The organism is Evtepia sp. (assembly GCF_056797215.1).
The window spans coordinates 1-16,949 of the sequence record NZ_JBQILM010000013.1 but is presented as its reverse complement, the minus strand read 5'-3'; the positions used below and the strand labels follow the sequence as shown (position 1 = coordinate 16,949).

17 protein-coding genes are annotated in these 16,949 nt (G+C 57.0%); 1 reads left to right on the top strand and 16 read right to left on the bottom strand.

The features are described 5' to 3' along the window. Nucleotides 1-3: 3 nt before the first annotated feature. From ACTOZL_RS04360 to ylqF, 14 genes are all read right to left on the bottom strand, one after another. Entirely contained in the window at nucleotides 4-714 is a 711-nt protein-coding gene (locus tag ACTOZL_RS04360) for an MBL fold metallo-hydrolase (RefSeq protein WP_482476865.1), read from the bottom strand. Continuing rightward, nucleotides 711-1,763: an S-layer homology domain-containing protein gene (locus ACTOZL_RS04355; RefSeq protein WP_482476864.1), complete on the bottom strand. Its 1,053-nt coding sequence runs from the start codon at nucleotides 1,761-1,763 to the stop codon at nucleotides 711-713. Before ACTOZL_RS04355 ends, ACTOZL_RS04360 begins: the two co-directional genes overlap by 4 nt. 382 nt (nucleotides 1,764-2,145) lie before the next feature. Then, on the bottom strand, nucleotides 2,146-2,328 hold the full coding sequence (locus ACTOZL_RS04350; RefSeq protein WP_482476863.1) for a ferredoxin: 183 nt from the start codon (nucleotides 2,326-2,328) through the stop codon (nucleotides 2,146-2,148). 133 nt (nucleotides 2,329-2,461) lie between these two features. Beyond that, nucleotides 2,462-3,148, bottom strand: a complete 687-nt coding sequence (locus ACTOZL_RS04345; protein WP_482476862.1) for a formate/nitrite transporter family protein — start codon at nucleotides 3,146-3,148, stop codon at nucleotides 2,462-2,464. Next, nucleotides 3,145-3,756, bottom strand: a complete 612-nt coding sequence (gene yihA / locus ACTOZL_RS04340; protein WP_482476861.1) for a ribosome biogenesis GTP-binding protein YihA/YsxC — start codon at nucleotides 3,754-3,756, stop codon at nucleotides 3,145-3,147. Before yihA ends, ACTOZL_RS04345 begins: the two co-directional genes overlap by 4 nt. Nucleotides 3,757-3,766: 10 nt before the next feature. Next, the gene (gene lon, locus ACTOZL_RS04335) at nucleotides 3,767-6,187 is read right to left on the bottom strand and encodes an endopeptidase La (RefSeq protein WP_482476860.1); all 2,421 of its coding nucleotides are present in this window, start codon (nucleotides 6,185-6,187) and stop codon (nucleotides 3,767-3,769) included. 84 nt (nucleotides 6,188-6,271) lie between these two features. After that, nucleotides 6,272-7,585, bottom strand: a complete 1,314-nt coding sequence (gene clpX / locus ACTOZL_RS04330) for an ATP-dependent Clp protease ATP-binding subunit ClpX (RefSeq protein ID WP_482476859.1) — start codon at nucleotides 7,583-7,585, stop codon at nucleotides 6,272-6,274. A 148-nt stretch (nucleotides 7,586-7,733) separates the two neighbouring features. Further along, entirely contained in the window at nucleotides 7,734-8,315 is a 582-nt protein-coding gene (clpP, locus tag ACTOZL_RS04325) for an ATP-dependent Clp endopeptidase proteolytic subunit ClpP (RefSeq protein WP_482476858.1), read from the bottom strand. 54 nt (nucleotides 8,316-8,369) lie between these two features. Continuing rightward, nucleotides 8,370-9,947, bottom strand: coding sequence for a trigger factor (gene tig / locus ACTOZL_RS04320; RefSeq protein WP_482476857.1), 1,578 nt, complete (start codon nucleotides 9,945-9,947; stop codon nucleotides 8,370-8,372). Nucleotides 9,948-10,066: 119 nt separating this feature from the next. Beyond that, nucleotides 10,067-10,753, bottom strand: a complete 687-nt coding sequence (locus ACTOZL_RS04315; protein ID WP_482476856.1) for a metallophosphoesterase — start codon at nucleotides 10,751-10,753, stop codon at nucleotides 10,067-10,069. Nucleotides 10,754-10,768: 15 nt separating this feature from the next. Continuing rightward, nucleotides 10,769-12,256, bottom strand: a complete 1,488-nt coding sequence (thrC, locus tag ACTOZL_RS04310; RefSeq protein WP_482476855.1) for a threonine synthase — start codon at nucleotides 12,254-12,256, stop codon at nucleotides 10,769-10,771. A gap of 63 nt (nucleotides 12,257-12,319) precedes the next feature. Next, complete coding sequence (locus tag ACTOZL_RS04305) at nucleotides 12,320-12,688, bottom strand: YraN family protein (protein WP_482476854.1); 369 nt, start codon at nucleotides 12,686-12,688, stop codon at nucleotides 12,320-12,322. Next, nucleotides 12,685-13,287, bottom strand: coding sequence for a ribonuclease HII (rnhB, locus tag ACTOZL_RS04300; protein ID WP_482476853.1), 603 nt, complete (start codon nucleotides 13,285-13,287; stop codon nucleotides 12,685-12,687). Before rnhB ends, ACTOZL_RS04305 begins: the two co-directional genes overlap by 4 nt. Continuing rightward, on the bottom strand, nucleotides 13,274-14,149 hold the full coding sequence (gene ylqF, locus ACTOZL_RS04295; protein WP_482476852.1) for a ribosome biogenesis GTPase YlqF: 876 nt from the start codon (nucleotides 14,147-14,149) through the stop codon (nucleotides 13,274-13,276). The genes rnhB and ylqF overlap by 14 nt, the downstream gene beginning before the upstream one ends. 227 nt (nucleotides 14,150-14,376) lie before the next feature. Here ylqF and ACTOZL_RS04290 point away from each other — a divergent pair, with 227 nt between their 5' ends. Next, nucleotides 14,377-15,162 (top strand): CPBP family intramembrane glutamic endopeptidase, encoded by a 786-nt coding sequence (locus tag ACTOZL_RS04290; protein ID WP_482476851.1) that lies wholly within the window; start codon nucleotides 14,377-14,379, stop codon nucleotides 15,160-15,162. 172 nt (nucleotides 15,163-15,334) lie between these two features. On the opposite strand, the gene ACTOZL_RS04285 is transcribed toward ACTOZL_RS04290, so the two are convergent. Together ACTOZL_RS04285 and ACTOZL_RS04280 are read right to left on the bottom strand one after the other, a co-directional pair. Next, nucleotides 15,335-16,018, bottom strand: a complete 684-nt coding sequence (locus ACTOZL_RS04285; protein ID WP_482476850.1) for a precorrin-8X methylmutase — start codon at nucleotides 16,016-16,018, stop codon at nucleotides 15,335-15,337. Beyond that, nucleotides 16,000-16,949: cobyric acid synthase (locus tag ACTOZL_RS04280; protein ID WP_482476849.1), on the bottom strand; the 950-nt coding region annotated here is incomplete at its 5' end. The genes ACTOZL_RS04285 and ACTOZL_RS04280, both read right to left, overlap by 19 nt.

Sequence of the window (16,949 nt, the reverse complement as noted above, 5' to 3'; positions counted from 1 at the left end):
CCCCTATCCCTCCATAGAAAAGCTTTGACCGTTGTAATAGATCTCCCGGATACGGTCCCGATAGGGCCGGCTCTCTGGCCGGCGTTTCAGGCGTTGGACAATGGGAAAGTCCTCCCAACTGTGCATGGGAAATACTGCCTTGGCCTGGAGGGCCCGCATCATCCAGTCGAAGCCCCACCAGTAGGCGTCCTCCTGGCGGGGGTCCAGGACCAAAAAGGCTGCGTCCACCGCCCGGTTCTGGAACTGGGCACAGGCGGCTTTGAAGTCCCGCTCCATGTCCTGGTTCCAGCTTCCCGGCTCCCCATTCCAGTGCCACCAATTCAGATCCCCGGCATGGAAGAGGGCCTTGCCCTCCGCCTCCACCAGGAAAGCCACCCCTGCGTCAGTGGAGGGGAAGGTCGTAACGTGGAGGGGCCCCAGGTCCATTTCCCGCCCCGCCCCCAGGCGGACTACATGGTCCTCTAAAATCCCTAGGGCCAGCTTCCGCTTGGCGGAGAGGCGGATGCAGTTGGACAAAATATACCACACGTTGTCCATCCCCAGGGCGGTAAAAATCTCTGGGGAATAGTGATCCCCGTGGTGGTGGCTGGCAAAGACGTACAGGGGGCGTGTCCGGTCAAACGCCGGTAGGGTCCCACCATACCAGTCAAAGAGCAGGGTACAGTGATCCAGCTCCACCAGGAAAGCACTATGATAGAGAAAGGTAATCTTCATTTCAGCGCATCCCGAAAGCGTTGGAGCATGGCGCTGGCCTCCGCGCGGCTGGCCTCCCCGCCGGGGTCCAAGTCGCTGTTGTCCCGGCCGGTGAGGATACCCACGCTCACTGCCCAGCCCATGGCCTCCTTGGCCCAGTCAGATACCGTTTCCTTGTCCGCAAACTGATTCAAATTGTCGCTGGCAGAGACATCTGCCTGAAGGTATCGGCTGGCATAGTTGCGCAGCATCACCGCCATCTGCTCCCGTGTCAGCTTGCCGTCAGGATTGAACTGGCCGTCTCCCACGCCGTTGGCTACACCGTTCTCCTCCGCCCAGGCCACAGAATCGGAATACCACTGGCCCTGGGGCACGTCAGTGAAGGAGGAGTTGCCGCTGGTCTCCGGCTGGTCTGCCATACGGTAGAGCACCGTAGCCATCATGGCCCGGGTGACGGGGGAATGGGGGGCAAAGGTGGTGCTGCTCACCCCGGTGAACAGACCCTGGACATAAGCATAGCAGGCGGAGGTGTAATACCACTCTGTGCTGAGGAGGTCTGTAAAGTGGGTGGCCTTTTCTCCGGAAGCCTGGACAACACTCTCCCCCTCCCAGAAGAATGCCGCCGCGTCAGAGCGCACCATGATTGTGGCGGTGGCACCCTCGCTGACCAGATAGCGGTGCCCCTCCTTCAGGCTCAGCTCCATGGCCTCTGTCCCCGTGGTGGCATCAATGAATACCCCACCTATGGCAGAGCCCTGGGCAGTACCGGCGGTGAGGATCACCACAGACCCCTGGGACAAGGTGATCTGGTCCCCACGGCTGCAACGCTTGCTGGCAACGTTGCTGACGCCGCCTCCCGCTTCCAGCTGACTCACTGCCCGCTGGTACGAGAGGGAAACCGCACGCTCCACCTGATCTGCCACCTGCTTGATGAGGTCATTTTGATATGTATGATTCAAATAGTCCAGGGAGACCAGAGGATCAGATGCCGTCCCGCCGGTGGCATACGCTGTGGTAGAACACAACAGCAACACCGCCAGGATGAGGCCCAAGAACCGCCTACCTTTCATCTGCGCCGCCTCCTTTTTCAACTCAGTTTCTTTCCTGTCCTTTTTGACAGACTGCGCAAAGCTACTCCTAGTTTACTGTATTCTCCAAGAAAAGTCAACGCATCACTTTTTTCCTTCTCCATACGCAAAACACTTTAGCGCCTCTTTCTCCTGCGCCCAAATCCTTCTGGTTTTTTATTGTATCATGGGCTGGAATCCATCGCAACTCTGATTTGACAGAGTTCTTGCAAATTAGAGGAAAAAAAACGGATTTTCCTCTTGACATCTTGGTGATTCTGTCGTATAATTCATGCTGTTCTGAGAAGAAAATTGATAAAAGTCCTAGTTTCCCTTTCTTTATGAAAGTACCGCCTCTTCGTTTCGTTCCGAAGAGGCGGTACTTTCATTCTATTTTGATTACGCTTACCGGGCAGTCCTCCACCGCTTGGCGGACATCACCCTCTTTGCCGGGGGGCACCTGACCCACCGCCTCTGCGATGCCGTCCTCATTCATGGTGAAGAGGTCGGGATACTCCTCGGTGCATAGGCCGCAGCTGATACAGCCGTCCACAACAGTGACTTTCATGGCGTTCTCCTTCCCGGAGCTGGGGGCTGATCTCTAAACAGCCCCCGCCTGCTCTCCGAGATAGTTTGCCGGAAGCGCAAGGATTTATACCCCTTGAGAAAAACACGGTGGATTCCAGCGCCGCGTTCTATTGTTAGGAGACCCCGGCGGCCTCCTTGGCGTCCAGGGAGGCTTTCCACTTCTCCACCAGGGGAAGGAACAGTCCGCCCACCACATTACCCAGGGACACCAACACAATCCGCAGCAGGGATTCCCCCGGCTGGTCGTACAGCACCCCGGACACACTCCAATAATACATGTCCGCAATACTATGCTCTGTGCCGCAGAGGATGAACACCGTCACCCCCAAAAACAGGGATAAGTACTTCCCCAGCTGGTGGGGGTTCTTGGCATATCCGTTCACCGCGATGAAGATGCAGATATTACATAGGACGGCCAGAACGAAGAGGCTCAACAGAGAGGCATTCATCTTCCCCTCCACCAGCCCAGCCGCCGCCGCGTCAATCCCCACCCCACCGGTGATGCTGGTACACTGTTCCAGGGCAGCGATGAGCATACAGCCCAGGAAGTTGCCCAGCCAGATAATCCCCAGGTCCAGCAGGTAGGCGGGCAGGGGATTGTCAAAGAGGTAGCAGGCTTTCCCTGTAAAGAGGTTATACCCCCGGGTGCAGATGGTGAACAGGCCGATGGCGAAGAACAGCGCCCCCACCACAACGCCCCCGGTGAAGCTGTCCTTGATGCGCAGGAAGGCAGTGCCCCCCAGGCCGATACAGAAGCCCCCCAGCAGGGCATACAAGAAGATTCCCCAATTACGTCTCATGCCCTTGCCTCCTTTTCCCCCCGGATATGGTCCAGGAGGATGCCCAACAGCTCCTCCCGGCCCACACCCTTTTCCGCAGAAAAGGGCAGGACCGGGACCGTCTCCGGTAGCTGCAAGGTCTCCCGGATCAGGGCAAGGTTGGGCTCCAACTGGCTTTTTTTCAGCTTATCCTGCTTGTTGGCCACCACCACAAAGGGCTTGCCACTGTCCTTAAACCACTGGCACATGACACAGTCGTCCGCTGTGGGTTTGTGGCGCATATCCACCAGGAGCAAGCCCAGGGTGAGCAGGCTGGTGTCGGCAAACCACTGTTCCATAAGCTTGCCCCAGCGGGCCCGCTCCTGTTTCGACACCTTGGCGTAGCCGTACCCTGGAAGGTCTACAAAGTAGACCTTCTGGTCAATCAAAAAATAGTTAATGTGGGTGGTCTTGCCTGGGGCAGAGCCCACCCGGGCGAAGTTCTTCCGCTGCAACAAGCGGTTGATCACCGAGGACTTGCCCACGTTGGACCGTCCCGCAAAGGCGATCTGAGGCAGACGGTCCCGGGGGCAATCCGTAAGGCTTGCAGCAGAGCGGATAAACTCCGCCTTTTGTGTGTTCAGCTCCATAGTGCTCCTCTCATGCCTGGGGGCGGGGGGTGTGGGTCTCCGGGCTCTCAGGCAGGGTGGTCAGGCTCTCCCCCATCCCCTGTGCCTGGGCCAGCGGGGGGTGCTCCAAGGCGTTGGCCAACACCTGGTCCACATGATCCACTGGGATGAACTGAAGGGCACCCCGGACAGTCTGGTCAATCTCCTCCAAGTCCTTCTCATTCTCCTTGGGGATAATCACCGTATGGATGCCGTTGCGCAGAGCCGCCATAGACTTTTCCCGCAGGCCGCCAATGGGCAGCACCCGGCCTCGAAGGGTGACCTCCCCGGTCATCGCCACGTCACTGCGGACGGGGATATTCGCCAAGGCGGAGACCATAGCGGTGCAGATTGTGATGCCGGCGGAAGGACCATCCTTGGGCACGGCCCCCTCTGGGAAGTGGATGTGGACATCCTGCTCTTTGTAAAAGTCTGCGGCAATGCCCAACTGTACCGCCCGGCTGCGGATATAGGTGAACGCTGCCCGGGCAGACTCCTTCATCACGTTGCCCAGGTTGCCGGTGAGCTCCACCTTGCCGCTGCCTGGGGCCACATTGACCTCAGCCTCCAAGAGGGTTCCCCCTACGGAGGTCCAGGCCAGGCCGTTCACCAGACCCACCTGGTTCTCGGTTCCCTGCTTCTCCGGGTGGTACTTCCGGGGACCCAGATAGTCCTCTACCGTGTCGCCGGTGACCTTCACCTGTTTGCTCTCCCCGGAAACAATCACCATAGCCGCTTTGCGGCACAGGGAACCCAATTCCCGCTCCAAGACACGGACACCAGACTCCCTGGTGTACGACACGATGGTCTCCCGAATGGCGTCGTCCGTGAGGCGCAGTTGAGTCTTTTTCAGGCCGTGGCGCTTGAGCTGTTTGGGCAACAGATGCGTCTTGGCAATCTGTAGCTTTTCTTCATCGGTATAGCTGGGCAGTTCAATGACCTCCATCCGGTCCAGCAGGGGTTTGGGGATGGTGGAGGTGGTATTGGCTGTGGTGATAAACATGACATCAGACAGGTCAAAGGGCAGCTCAATGAAGTGATCCCGGAAGCTGCTGTTTTGCTCCGCGTCCAGCACTTCCAGAAGGGCCGCCGCAGGGTCCCCACGCATATCACTGCCCATTTTGTCAATCTCGTCCAGGAGCAGCAGGGGATTGCTGGTCCCTGCCTGGCGCACAGCATTCATGATCCGGCCGGGCATGGCCCCCACATAGGTCTTGCGGTGGCCGCGAATATCTGCCTCGTCATGGATACCACCCAGGGAAATCCGGGCCAGCTTGCGGTTCAGGGCACGGGCCATAGACTTACCGATGGAGGTCTTACCCACACCAGGGGGGCCCACCAAGCAGATGATCTGCCCCTTCAGCTCTGGGGCCAGCTGCTTCACCGCCACGAATTCCAGGATACGTTCCTTGACCTTCTCCAAGCCAAAGTGATCCGCATCCAAGATTTTACGGGCAGAATTGACGTTCACCCGCTCCTTGGACTTCTTGTTCCAAGGAAGCTCTAGGCACACGTCCAGGTAGTTGCGCAGCACCGAAGCCTCCGCTGAGGTAAAGGGCTGTTTTTCCAGGTGTATGACCTCTTTCAGCAGCTTTTCCTCCACCTCCTCCGGGAGGTGGGCATCGGCGATCTGCCGGCGGTAGGCAAGGATCTCATTGTCCCCGTCCTCCCCCAGCTCCTCCTGGATCACCCGGACCTGCTCCCGCAGGAAAGCGTCCTTCTGATTCTGGGACATATTCTCCTGAACCTGGCGCTGGATGTTGTGCTCCATCTCCAAAATTTCTACTTCCCGGCGGAGCAAACGATTGAGCTTGTTTAGCCGCTGGACAGGACGGATCTCGTCCAGGATCGACTGCTTATCCAGCACCCGCATGGCCACATTCTGGGCAATGAAGTCGGCGATATAGCCGGGGTCCTCACTGGATAGGATGTTCATAAGCACATCCGCAGAGGACGCCTTGGGGTTCAGGTCCGTGTAGCGGTCAAAGAGCTCATAGGCCTGGCGGATGGCCGCCTCTGCCCGCAGGGAATTGCTGTGGCCCTCATAGCTGGCGGGAAATTCCACCTGCTCCACCTCTCCCATCAGGTAGGGTTCTGTCTGGGTAAGGCTGTGGAGCCGGGCCCGGAACTGCCCCTCCGCCATGATGCGGATGGACTTCCCTGGCAAGCGCAGAATCTGCCGCACGATGGACACCGTCCCGATGGGAAAGAGCTGGTTAACGTCTGGCGCCTCCACCCGGATGTCCCGCTGGGCCACCAGGAAAATCGGCTGGTTGGAGGCCATGGCCTCCTCCACAGACTGGACGGAGGACTCTCGGGCTATGTCGAAGTGGACCATCATCTTGGGATACACCGTCAGGCCCCGCAGCGGCAGGACCGGAATGGGATATAGCTTCTTCTCTTCCTCTGGCAAGGTGTTTCACTTCCTTTCCCCGGCCTTATATGCCGGGCGATTGTAGAAAGGGCGGAGAGTTTCCCCTCCGCCCTGGGTCTTGTCTCAGGCTGTGCCGTCCCGACGGGCCAGACCACCGTTCTGGGCCCGCAGGGCCGCAGCACCCAGGCGGGGCCGGGGCGGACGCTCCGGGTCCCGAACCAGGCCGGGGGCAGCCCCCTCTTTTACGCTCTCAGCGGTGATGTCCACCTCTACGATGGAGTCGTCGGAGGGGATATCAAACATGATCTGGTTCATGACACCCTCCAACACAGCCCGCAGGCCACGGGCTCCGATGCCCCGCTCCATGGACTTGTCGGCCACAGCCTCCAACGCCCCTGGCTGGAACACCAGGTCCACCATATCGTATTCCAAGAGCTTTTGATACTGCTTCACCAGGGCATTCTTGGGCTCGGTGAGGATACGCACCAGATCCTCCCGGCTCAAGGGAGACAGGGAGGTAATGACGGGCAGACGGCCCACCAGCTCCGGGATAATGCCGAATTTCAATAAGTCGTGGGGTTGGATCTGCTCCAGCATATTGCGCTTTTCCAGCTCTTCCTTCCCCAAAATCTCCGCACCGAAGCCGATGCCCTTCTGGTTCACCCGCTTCTCGATGATCTTCTCCACGCCGTCGAACGCGCCGCCGCAAATGAAGAGGATATTCTTGGTGTTCACCTGAATGAACTCCTGGTGGGGGTGCTTTCTGCCTCCCTGGGGCGGGACGTTGGCCACAGTGCCCTCTAAAATCTTCAGCAGGGCCTGCTGGACCCCTTCCCCGGATACATCCCGGGTAATAGAGGTATTTTCACTCTTTCGGGCGATTTTATCCATCTCGTCAATGTAAATAATGCCCCGTTCTGCCTGCTCCACGTCATAGTCGGCAGCCTGCACCAAACGCAGGAGGATATTCTCCACATCGTCGCCCACATACCCCGCCTCAGTGAGGGTGGTAGCGTCGGCAATGGCAAAGGGCACCCGGAGAATTTTGGCCAGGGACTGGGCCAGCAGGGTCTTCCCGCTGCCAGTGGGGCCGATGAGCAGGATGTTACTCTTTTGCAGCTCCACATCGTCGCCACCGCCAAAGTAGATGCGTTTATAGTGGTTGTACACAGCCACAGAAAGGGCTACCTTCGCCAGCTCCTGCCCCACCACATACTCATCCAGGTAAGCCTTGATCTCTTTGGGGTTGGGGATGATCTCCGGCATATCCGTAGAGAGCTGGTCCTCCGGTTCGGGCATCTCATCCAAGATATCCATACACAGGTGGACGCACTCGTTACAGATGTATGCGCCAGGGCCTGCGATGACCTTGGACACCTGATCCTGATGCTTGCCGCAGAACGAGCAGCGAATGGCCCGCTTTTCATCTTTGTTCATTTGCTTCACCTCTTTCTTCCAATGTCCATCACAAGGAATCCGAACTCTATTGTTCACAGTTTTCAGTAGATTTTACATCATACAGTTTTTTCTGTCAACTCTTATAACATAGAAAAAGGGGGACAAATGCCCCCCTTTTTCTTGCTTCTTAGCGCTTATCCAGCACTTTGTCAATGATGCCGTAGGCCATGGCCTCGTCTGCGGTCATAAAGTTGTCCCGCTCACAGTCGGCGGCGACGACTTCCAGCGGCTTGCCGGTGTTGTCGGCAAGAATCTGGTTCATACGCTTTTTGATGCTCTCCAAGCGTTTCATGTGGATGGCCATGTCGGTAACCTGACCCTGGGTTCCAGCGGAGGGCTGGTGGATCATGATCTCCGCATTGGGCAGCGCCATGCGCTTGCCCTTGGTCCCAGAAGAGAGCAGGAATGCACCCATACTGGCGGCCATACCGATGCAGATGGTGGACACATCGCACTTGACGTACTGCATGGTATCATAAATTGCCATGCCCGCCGTGACGGAGCCGCCGGGGCTGTTGATGTAGAACTGGATATCCTGGTCTGGATTCTGGGATTCCAGATACAACAGCTGGGCAACCACAAGGCTGGCTGTGGTATCGTTCACCTCTTCCGAGAGGAAGATGATCCGGTCGTTGAGCAGGCGGGAGAAAATGTCATAGGACCGCTCTCCCCGGTTGGTTTGTTCTACTACGTAAGGTACTAAACTCATGCTGATGATCTCCTTTTTCCGTTTAGAACAAAGAGTACCCTGTCTAAAGGAAAATTATTCCTCCGGCTTTTCTGTTTTCTTTTTTCTGGTGGTCTTCTTGGGGGCCTCTTCCCCCTCAGCTTTCTCTGCCTTGGGCTTTCTGGTCCGGGTGGTCTTCTTGGGGGCTTCTTCCCCCTCCTTTGCCTCAGCATCCTTGGGGGCAGCCTTCTTGCGGGTGGTCTTCTTCGCGGGCTTCTTCTCTTCCGCCTCTTCGCCCTCCGCTTCGGGGGCCTTCTCTGCCTTGGGCTCGTCCTTTGCGTCGTCCTTGGTCACCTCAGTGACCTCGATCTCGCCGTCGCCCACGGCAGCCTCCACCATGTGGGGCTTCGCCTCAGTGGCCACCAGGGCCATGGCGCGGTCACGGGCCAGGTCGGCTTTCAAGCCGTCGCGGTCCAGACCTTCCGCCACCCGCTCATAGGGCACGTTCAGGTTGGCAGCGGCCTTCTTGACCTCTTCGTCCACATCCTCGTCAGAGATGACGATATTCTCAGCAGCCACCACGGCATCCAGGGCCAGCTGCTGCTTGATCTGGGTGACAGCAGAGGAGCGCAGGTCGTCGCGGATCTGGTCAATGGACATCTGCATGTACTGCATGTACATCTCCAAGGTGATGCCCTGCTGCTCCAGCCGGGCAGCATAGCTCTCCAGGAAGCGGTCTGTCTGGGCATCCACCATGGCCTTGGGCAGCTCAATGTCGACCTGGTCGCACAGCATTGCCAGCAGGCTCTGGCGGAACTTGGCCTCGCTGTTGTTCATGTTGCGCTCAACGACCTTCTGCTTCAGGTCTTCCTTAAACTCAGCCAGGGTGTCGAACTCGGAGACATCCTTGGCAAACTCGTCGTCGATCTCGGGGAGCTTCTTCTCCTTGACCTCCACACACTTGACCTTGAAGGTCACGGGCTTGCCAGCCAATTCCTCAGCGTGGTACTCCTCCGGGAAGGTCAGGTCGATATCCTTCTCCTCACCGGCGGACATGCCCACCACCTGCTCCTCAAAGCCGGGGATGAAGCTGTGGGAACCCAGGAGCAGTTCATAGCCCTGGGCGCTGCCGCCGTCGAAGAGGGCACCGTCTTTATATCCGGCATAGTCGATCACCGCGGTATCGCCCATCTGTGCAGCGCGTTCCACGGCCTCCAACTGGGTGGCACGGTCGATGTACTGCTGGAGCTCTGCGTCCACTGCCTCGTCGGTGACGGTGGGCAGAACCTTGTCAGCTTCCAGCCCCTTATACTGCTTCAGGGTGATCACGGGACGGACAGTAATGATTGCCTTAAAGCTGAAGCCTTCCTTGCCCAGGTCCAAAATCTCTACCTGGGGAGGGGCGACGGAGTCCAGATTGTTCTCCTTGATGGCGTCCTGGCAGGCCTGGGGATAGATTGCCTCAATGGCATCCTCATAAAACACGCTGGCGCCGTACATGCCCTCGATCACCTTCCGGGGGGCTTTGCCCTTACGGAAACCGGGGACACTGATGCTACCACGGCTCTTGCGGTAAGCCTGATCCAGACCAGCTTCAAATTCCGCCTGGCCGACTTCCACGGTCAATTCGACCTCATATTTTTCTTTGTTCTCTACAACGCTCTTGACATTCATGTCCTTTTTCCTCCTGTGAAGCGCACCTTCCGCCCTGCAGGCTGGGAACGGGCGCTGTGATGCAGTATATATAGGTTATCATAGCAGATTACGTCTGGAATTGCTAGACCTTTTTTTCATCATTCCAGGACTTTTTCCGGGGTGAATTTCAAATAATCTGCCGAAATCATATGGTATTCCACACTCCCCTGTTTCCCTTGGAGCGCCAGGCGGTGGCTGGCCCCGTGGAGGTGGCCGTAATAGCAGGCCTTGACCTGGTATCTCTCCAAAAGCGCTAGGATGGGCTCACAACGGTAGCCGGTGTAGAAGGGTGGATAGTGGAGGAAGCACAGCTTTTCCGCCTCCCCCGCCGCTTTCAGGGACGCCTCCAAACGGATGAGTTCCCGGTTGAACACCTTCTGGTTCTGCCCTGCTTTTTCCTCCTCATAAAACCAGCCACGGGTGCCACACAGGGCCACGTCCCCGTAATAATGGCAGTTGTTGTGGAGGATACGCAGGCTGGAAAAGCCCTTCTCCGCAAAAAAACGCTCCATTTTTGCGGCGGTGTTCCACCAGTAATCGTGGTTGCCTTTGAGGAGCAGCTTTGTCCCTGGAAACGCATCCAGAAAGGCGAAATCTGCCTCCGACTCCTCTAGGCTCATTCCCCAGGACACGTCCCCGGCAATCACCAGGGTGTCCTCGGGCCGGAGCGCCGACAGCCCCTGGGTCAGCTTTTCCTGATAGCCCGCCCAAGCGCCGCCGAACACATCCATGGGTTTGTCTGCCCCCAAGGACAGGTGGGTGTCCCCTATCGCGTACAATGCCACAGTGATCCCCCACCCTCAGCGCAGCATGTCCAGGACCACGTCCATCATGGCTTCCTTGTCCACAGTTTCCTGGAAGCGAACAGCCCTGTCCCGCAGGGAAGCCAGGGGCACCGGCGCAGGACGGCCGGAACGCTGGGCCAACTGATCCAGGGCATCCAGGCCCTCTCGGACCTCCTTCTCCCCCAAGCTCTTGAGCACATTGTCGCAGAACTTGAAGGGGCTGGCGGTGGAGACGAACACGGTCTTGTTCTTATCCCCGCTCTCCTGACGGTAGCGCTCCATCACCGCGTAGGCCACAGCGGTGTGGGGATCAATGAGATAGTTTTGCTCCGCCCAAACCTTGGCGATGGTGGCGCTGGTCTCTTCCTCGTCGCAGAAGCCGGCGGTAAAGTCCGCCCGAAGCTTCTCCATCACGGGAGCGGGAACGGTATAGCTCCCCTTCTCCTTCAACTGCGCCATATAGTCCGCCACAGCTTTGTCGTCCTGGCCGGAGAGGGCGAAGAGCAAGCGTTCTAGGTTGCTGGAAACCAGGATGTCCATGGAGGGGGACATGGTGGTGTGGAAGGGGCGGTTCTTATTGTAGGTGCCGCTGTTGATAAAGTCCGTGAGGACATTGTTGCTGTTGGAGGCACAGATGAGCTTACCCACAGGCAGGCCCATTTCCTTGGCATACCAGCAGGCCAGGATGTTGCCAAAGTTCCCGGTGGGCACGCAGTAATTCACCCGCTCCCCCATCTGAACCTTCCCCTGGCCCAGCAGGTCACAGTAGGCAGAGATATAATACACAAGCTGGGGCAGGATGCGGCCCCAGTTGATGGAGTTGGCAGAGGAGAAGAAATACCCCCGCTGGGCCAAATCCTCCCGGAGCTTTTCGTCGGAGAAAAGGACCTTCACTCCGGTCTGGGCATCGTCGAAGTTGCCCCGGACGGCGCATACCCCCACGTTGTCCCCCTGCTGGGTCTGCATTTGCAGTGCTTGGACAGCGGACACCCCGTCCTTGGGGTAAAACACCAGGATTTTCGTCCCTTTTACATCTTTGAAGCCCTCCAAAGCGGCCTTGCCGGTATCCCCAGAGGTGGCCACCAGGATGCACACCGTCTTTTCCTCCTGGTTCTTCACCAGAGAGGCAGAGAGCAAGTGGGGCAGAAGCTGCAATGCCATATCCTTAAACGCGGAGGTGGGGCCGTGCCACAGTTCCAGGCAGTAGGTGTCCTCGTTGATGCTGTGGAGGGGGGCAATGCGGCTGTCGTCAAACTTCTCCGCAGAGTACCCTGCCTGGGTGTAGCGGGTCAATTCTTCTTCGGAGAAATCCTCCAAGAAGAGCTTCATCACCGCCACCGCCCGCTGGCCATAGGACTTCCCCACCAGGTCCTGGAAAAACTCCGGGGTGAGCTTGGGCAGCACTTCGGGGGTCAGCAGGCCGCCATCCCAGGCCAACCCTTGGGCAATGGCCTGGCTAGCGCTGAGGGAGACGGTCTTATCTCTTGTGCTTACATAGTTCATTGGGTATCACGTGCCTTTCTGAAAATCAAAACAATATCGTAAGATGCGAACATCCTGCATGTATCAAAACGCATTGGGCCAATGGCGGATCACCGGCTCCCGTGTCTGCTCCCCCTGGGGGGCATAGACCTCCACCACATCGAAGCGGGGTTGGAGCTTGGAGGGATGTCCCGCCAAATAATGCAACGCCGCAGTGCGAAGTTTTTTCTGTTTAGACCAGGTGACAAACTCCCTTGCCTGGGCCATGCGGTCATTTTTCCGCAGCTTTACCTCCACAAAGCAGAGGTAGCACCCCTGGCTGGCCACCAAATCCAGCTCCCCTTCCCGGCAGCGGAAGCGGCGGTCTAGGATGCGGTAGCCCGCCCGTTCCAAAAAGTGGGCCGCCTGTTCCTCACCCCATAGGCCCAGGGCCGTGCAGTCGCCGCCCCTCACAGCTTTTTCAAAAAGCTGCGGCGGTGGATGGGGCAGGGCCCAAACTCCCGCAGCAGGGCATAGTGCAGTTTTGTGGGGTAGCCCTTGTGACGCTCAAAGCTGTATTGGGGATACTCCTCCGCCATGGTACACATGAAACGGTCCCGGGAGACCTTAGCCAGGATAGAGGCCGCCGAAATGGAAGCGCTCTTCCCGTCCCCCTTCACAATGGTCTGGTTGGGCAGGGTAATTCCCTGGCTCCAATTCCCGTCGATGAGGGCAAAGTCGGGTGTTACAGATAAGCCCTGGATGGCCCGTTCCATGGCCAGCATCCGGGCGTTCAGGATGTTCACCTGGTCAATCTCCCGCTCATCTGCCCAGCCCACACACCAGGCCACCGCCGCCTGGGTGATCTGCTCATACAACGCTTCCCGGCGTTTTTCCGTGACCTTTTTGGAATCGTTTAAGTAGGGAGCAGTCCAACCCCTGGGAAGGATCACCGCCCCGGCGCACACCGGCCCCGCCAGAGGGCCCACACCGGCCTCGTCCACACCGCACACCAGGGTGCGGCCCTGGGCGAAGCAGTCCTCCTCTATGACCCAGAATTCAGTCGCCTCCATGGCTCTCCTCCAAGTCCTCTGGCAGCTCTAAGGTAATACGTCCCAGCTTGCCCCCCCGGAACTCGTCCAGGAGGATGTTGGCCATACGCTCCAAATCCACCTCGCCGCCGGAGATCAAAAAGCCACGCTTCCGGGCCCCTTCCTCCAACAATTCCCAGCCGGTCTTGCCCTCTTGGGGCTGAATCTTGAAACGGGCGGTGAGAGCCTCCGGCTTGCGCTTGGCCAACAGTTCAATGAGATGGCAGGACAAGGTTTCCACGTCCATGATGGCATCCCGCACCGCCCCAGTGAATGCCAAATGGAGGCCGATGGTCTCGTCCTCAAACTTGGGCCAGAGGATGCCAGGGGTGTCCAACAGCTCCAAACTCTGGTCCACGGTGATCCACTGCTTCCCCCGGGTGACCCCAGGGCGGTCAGAGGCCTTGGCAGACTTGCGCTTGGCAACTTTATTGATAAAGGTGGATTTCCCCACATTGGGGATGCCCACTACCATAGCCCGGACAGGACGCCCCACCTGGCCTTTCTCCCGCCAGCGGGCAATCTGTTCCTTCAAAGCCTCCTGCATCACCGGGGAGAACCGCTTCACCCCTGTGCCGCTTCGGGCATCGCACTCCAACACAGATATCCCCCGGGCCCGGTAATAGGCCCCCCAGGCCTTGCTGGCAGCGGGGTCCGCCTGGTCGGCCCGGTTGAGGATCACAACCCTGGGCTTCTCCCCTACCAGCTCGTCGATGTCTGGATTCCGGCTGGCAATGGGGATACGGGCGTCAATCACCTCAGCCACCACGTCCACAAATTTCAAATTTTCCGCGATCATCCGCCGGGTCTTGGTCATGTGACCGGGGTACCACTGGATGTTCATACCTTCCCGGCCCCCTCTCTTTTGTATCCTAATTTGAGCTTGTATCATTGCATGAATGCTTTATTATACATGATTTTTTCCCTCCTGAAAAGGGGGAATTTTTTAGTCCCTTTTCAGAAAAGTGTTGCTGGGATATAACTTCGGCGGTTTCCACAAAAGCACATTGAAACAGTAGGAGTCCTGTGCTATAATCGGCTCGACAAATCGAAAGTTAGGAGGAATTTATTTTGAAAAAAATCGGAATTACAATTATAAAATCCATAGGCTTTTTTCTGGGATGGGCAATATTGGTTTCTATCTTGCCGTTATCAGATTCAAAGGAACAAGCTATATGGAGGTTATGGGCAGAAATTACACCTCTATTGGCAATAGCAGTGTTTACTCTCATCTTTTGGCTTGCTGAAAAGAAAAACGTAGAGTTACATTTATTCGATAATCCAGTAAAGGGAATAGTATTGGGAGTAATTACAGGGAGTGTATGGTTAGCTGTTCCTGTTTTGGTAATGTATGTAGCAAAAATTATCCATTTTGGCGGAACTAACTTAATTAACCTATTTCCTATTTGGTTGCTGGCAGTATTTCTAAATACAATTATGCAGGAACTTCTTGTACGTGGTTACTTGTACCAAATGCTTAAACAAAAGCACAATATAATTGTGGCTACGATTGTGACAACAATACTTTTTACAGCATTGCACGGAGGGGCATTTGAAGCGGGTGTTATTCCTGTTTTAAATGTACTTACTATGAGCTTGCTTATGACAGCAGTCCTTGAATATAGTGGCTCTATTATAGCACCAATTATTATGCACTTTTTATGGAATGGAATTGGTGCATTAGTTATAGGTGGTGTGTCACTTGCTGATGACTATCCAAATCTGTTTGTTACGATTTTTACTGGAAACGATATTTTGTCCGGCGGAATTTGCAAAATTGAAGGAAGCATTATTGTTCTAATTGTCAATGTGGTTTTGATTGCACTTTTTATATTTATACAAAAGAAGAAAATGTAAGAATTCCAGTTTATTGGGCGGCCATTCAGTAATGGGTGGCTGCCCGTTTTGGATATTTTGACGAGTGGTTTGACGAAGTGGTCTTCAGCAACACTAATCTGAAAAGGGAGTTTTTTGATATATTGACCAAAAGGGCAGCAACCCATGACAAATTGTTACTCCCTGCTGCAATTTATCCCTGCCACCCCCGGTCTGCGGGGTCCAGTGTCCCGGCAGCCGTGTACAGCAATGCGTTACAGATCGCGGCGGCCACATTGCTCCCCCCCTTGCGGCCCATGGCCACAATAGCGGGGACCTGGCAGCGATGGCAACAGTCCCACAGGCGTTCCTTGCTCTCCACCACGTTTACAAAGCCCACAGGCACGGCAATCACCAGCGCCGGGCGGTACCCCTGTTCCATCTCCTGGCAGAGGCTGAGCAGGGCTGTGGGGGCATTGCCGATGGCAAAAACCCCGTTGGGCACAGCTTGCGCCGCTTTTTTCATGGACACAACAGCCCGGGTCGTCCCCTCATTTCGGGCAGCCTGGGCCACCTCCGGGTCTGCCATAAAACAATAGGCCTTGCCCCCCAGACGTTCCAGCGCCGCCTTACTCACCCCAGCCAGAGCCATATTGGTGTCGGTGACAATAGGGGTCCCGTCCCCCAGGGCCGCTGCCCCCAGGGCAACGGCATCGGGCGTAAACCGCAAATGTTCCACATAGTCAAAATCCGCCGTGGTATGGATTACCCGCCGCACCACGGCAGCATTCTCCTCCGGCAACACAATTCCACGCTGCTCCAACTCCTGGCAGATGATTGCCATACTGCTGCGCTCAATATCTCCTGGAAGGGTATGCTTTATCGTTCTATCTTGCAAGCGTTCTCTCTCCTCTTTTCTCCGGTCAGCCCCATCATGTCATAGACCGCCGCCAGATCCAAACTGGCCCGTACGCCCTCTGCCAGCTTATCGAACTGTTCCTGCTGATAGGCCCAATGGGATACCGCCGGTTTTTTCTCCATCTCCACGCCCTTGCGACGGCACAGCATCTGTGCCACATACTCTGTCAAGGCCCCGGAATCGAACAATCCATGAAGATACGTTCCAAATACATTGCCCCTGGCGCAGCCCTCTGGCCGGCCATCGGGGAATCGGGCAAAGGCCTCTCCCCCCACGATAGACTTCCCCGTGTGGATCTCATAGGCCTCTAACTCCGCCCCTGCCAAAGGCAGCGCCTGGACGGTGGCCCGCACCCTGGTGCGGGTCTTTTGGGCGGTAAATACGGTATCCACAGGCAGCAAGCCCAGACCTTCCAAGCTTCTTCCAGACACGCCCTCCGTCCCTTCCGGGTCGGATAAGGAGTTCCCCAGCATCTGATACCCGCCACACACACCCAACACCGGTATTCCGCCGGCAGCACAGGCCAAAACACTGGCCTCCAACCCCTGCTCCCGCAGCCAGAGGAGGTCGTCCAAGGTGCTCTTTGTCCCCGGCAAGATAAGCAAATCCGGCGTGCCCAACTCCCGTAGGGTCTGAACATAACGCACCCCCATCAGTGGATGGGCCTCTAAGGGGGCAAAGTCTGTAAAGTTGGAGATATGGGGGAGCCGGATCACCGCCACATCCAGGGATGTCTCTTCCTCCCGCCGGGTCAGCCGGGGGGCAAGGGAATCCTCGTCGTCCAAATCCACTGGGAGGTAGGGCACCACACCCAGCACTGGCAGGCCAGTCTTTTCCTCCAACATGGTAAGGCCGGGACGGAGCAGGGCCTCGTCCCCTCGAAATTTGTTGATAATAAGCCCTCGAATCC